Raw genomic sequence first — 1,959 nt, 5'->3', positions numbered from 1 at the left:
GGGGGAGCTGTCGCGGAGCGACTGAGGGGGTCCTCCACCGCCTCCCATCCGGAGTTCCCATGACCGACGACCTCACGATCCAAGGCCACGCCAGCCTCTTCTGGACCCGCGACCTCAACGACGACGTCGCCGCCGCCGGGGCCTTCGCCGCCAGCCTGGCCCGCACCGGCCCGGCCGGCGTCAAGATGCTGCACCAGCACGACGACGCCGAGCCCGTCGGCGTCTGGGACGAGATCGCCGAGGACGCCTCGGGCCTCTACGTGCGCGGCCGCATCCTGCGCACCACGCCGCGCGGCCGCCTCGTCGCGGCGCTCGTCGAGGCCGGCGCCCTGGACGGCCTCTCCATCGGCTTCCGCGCCGTCAAGGCCCGCCCCGACGAAACCGGCCGCCTGCGCGTGCTGACGGCGATCGAGCTGTGGGAGGTGTCGATCGTCACCTTCCCGATGCTGCCGGGCGCGCGGCTCAAGCGCGTCTGAATCTCCCTTCCCCCTTGATGGGGGAAGGGCCGGGGATGGGGGTGACTACGGCGGCTCCTCGCCAACCCCCGCCCGCCACTGGGTCGGACGCGCCGCGTTCACCCCCACCCCTACCCCTCCCCCATCGAGGGGGAGGGGCTTTTTCGGAGATCCCCATGAAGGAAACCAAACAGGCCGCGGCCTCGCCCGAGGCCCGCGCCGCCTTGCACGAAGTGCTGGCGGCGTTCGAGGGCTTCAAGGCCGCCAACGACCAGCGGCTCCAGGCGCTCGAGACCAAGCGCGCCGACGTGCTGCTGGAGGAGAAGGTCGCCCGCATCGACGACGCCGTCTCCAACGCCCAGGCGCGGCTGGATCGCGTGCTGGCCGACGCTCGCCGGCCCTCGATTGGCGGTGACGCGCCGCTGGCGCGGGTCGACGAGCGCAAGGCCGCCTTCGACCGCTACATCAAGACTGGCGAGACCCCGGCCCTGCTGCTCGAAGCCAAGGGCCTGTCGGAAGGCGTGGCCACGGCCGGCGGCTATGTCGCCCCGGCCGAGCTGGAGCGGCAGATCCTGCGCCGCCTGCAGGCGTCCAGCCCCATGCGCGACATCTGCCAGGTGCGCACCATCGGCGCCGGCACGTTCCGCAAGCCGGTCTCCACCGCCGGCCTGGCCGCCAGTTGGGTGGCCGAGACGGCCGTCCGGCCCGAGACGACCGCCCCCACCCTGGACGTGATCGACTTCCCGGCCGGCGAGCTCTACGCCAGTCCGGCCGCCACCCAGGCCCTGCTCGACGACGCCTATGTCAATATCGACGAGTGGCTGGCCGAGGAGGTGCAGGACGCCTTCGCCGCTCAGGAGACGGCGGCCTTCGTCGCCGGCGACGGGGTCAACAAGCCCAAGGGCCTGCTGGCCTACACCGCCGCCGCCGACGCCTCGGCCACCTGGGGTCAGGTCGGCTATCTGGCCACCGGCGTCGCCGGCGCCTGGCCGGCGACGAACCCGACCGACAAGCTGATCGACCTGGTCTACGCGGCCAAGACCCAGTACCGCCAGAACGGCCGCTTCGTGATGAACCGCCGCACGGTCAGCGCCGTGCGCAAGTTCAAGGACGCCCAGGGCAACTACATCTGGAACGCGGCCCTGCAGCCGGGCCAGTCGGCGTCTCTGCTGGGCTATCCGGTGACCGAGATCGAGGCCATGCCCGACGTGGCGGCCAACGCCATGGGCATCGCGTTCGGCGATTTCGAGAAAGGCTATCTGATCGTCGATCGCGCCGGGGTGCGGGTCCTGCGCGACCCCTATTCGGCCAAGCCGCACGTGCTGTTCTACACCACCAAGCGGGTCGGCGGCGGGGTGCAGAACTTCGACGCGATCAAGCTGCTGAAGTTCGCGGTGTCGTAGGACGCGGCGACGACCCCCTCCGTCGGCTTCGCCGCCACCTCCCCCAAAGGGGGAGGATCTTGGCGCCCAGATGCTCCCCCTTTGGGGGAGCTGTCGCGAAG

Annotated in this window: 2 protein-coding genes; both read left to right on the top strand. The window is 71.5% G+C overall.

The genetic code is table 11. The features are described from left to right. Positions 1–59 precede the first annotated feature (59 nt). Entirely contained in the window at positions 60–476 is a 417-nt protein-coding gene (locus WAL33_RS03240) for an HK97 family phage prohead protease (protein ID WP_422178428.1), read from the top strand. 155 nt (positions 477–631) lie between these two features. Continuing rightward, entirely contained in the window at positions 632–1,858 is a 1,227-nt protein-coding gene (locus tag WAL33_RS03235; RefSeq protein WP_422178427.1) for a phage major capsid protein, read from the top strand. The last annotated feature ends 101 nt before the right edge of the window (positions 1,859–1,959 follow it).

Origin of the sequence: Caulobacter sp., assembly GCF_049283275.1 — a bacterium.
In the GTDB taxonomy this organism is placed as follows: Bacteria; Pseudomonadota; Alphaproteobacteria; order Caulobacterales; family Caulobacteraceae; genus Caulobacter.
Note: the sequence above shows the minus strand (reverse complement) of the source record. Positions and strands in the feature narration are given on the sequence as shown.

Coding starts and splice junctions, on each gene's coding strand:
- WAL33_RS03240 (WP_422178428.1), top strand. CDS start 60: ATGACCGACGACCTCACGATCCAAGGCCACGCCAGCCTCTTCTGGACC.
- WAL33_RS03235 (WP_422178427.1), top strand. CDS start 632: ATGAAGGAAACCAAACAGGCCGCGGCCTCGCCCGAGGCCCGCGCCGCC.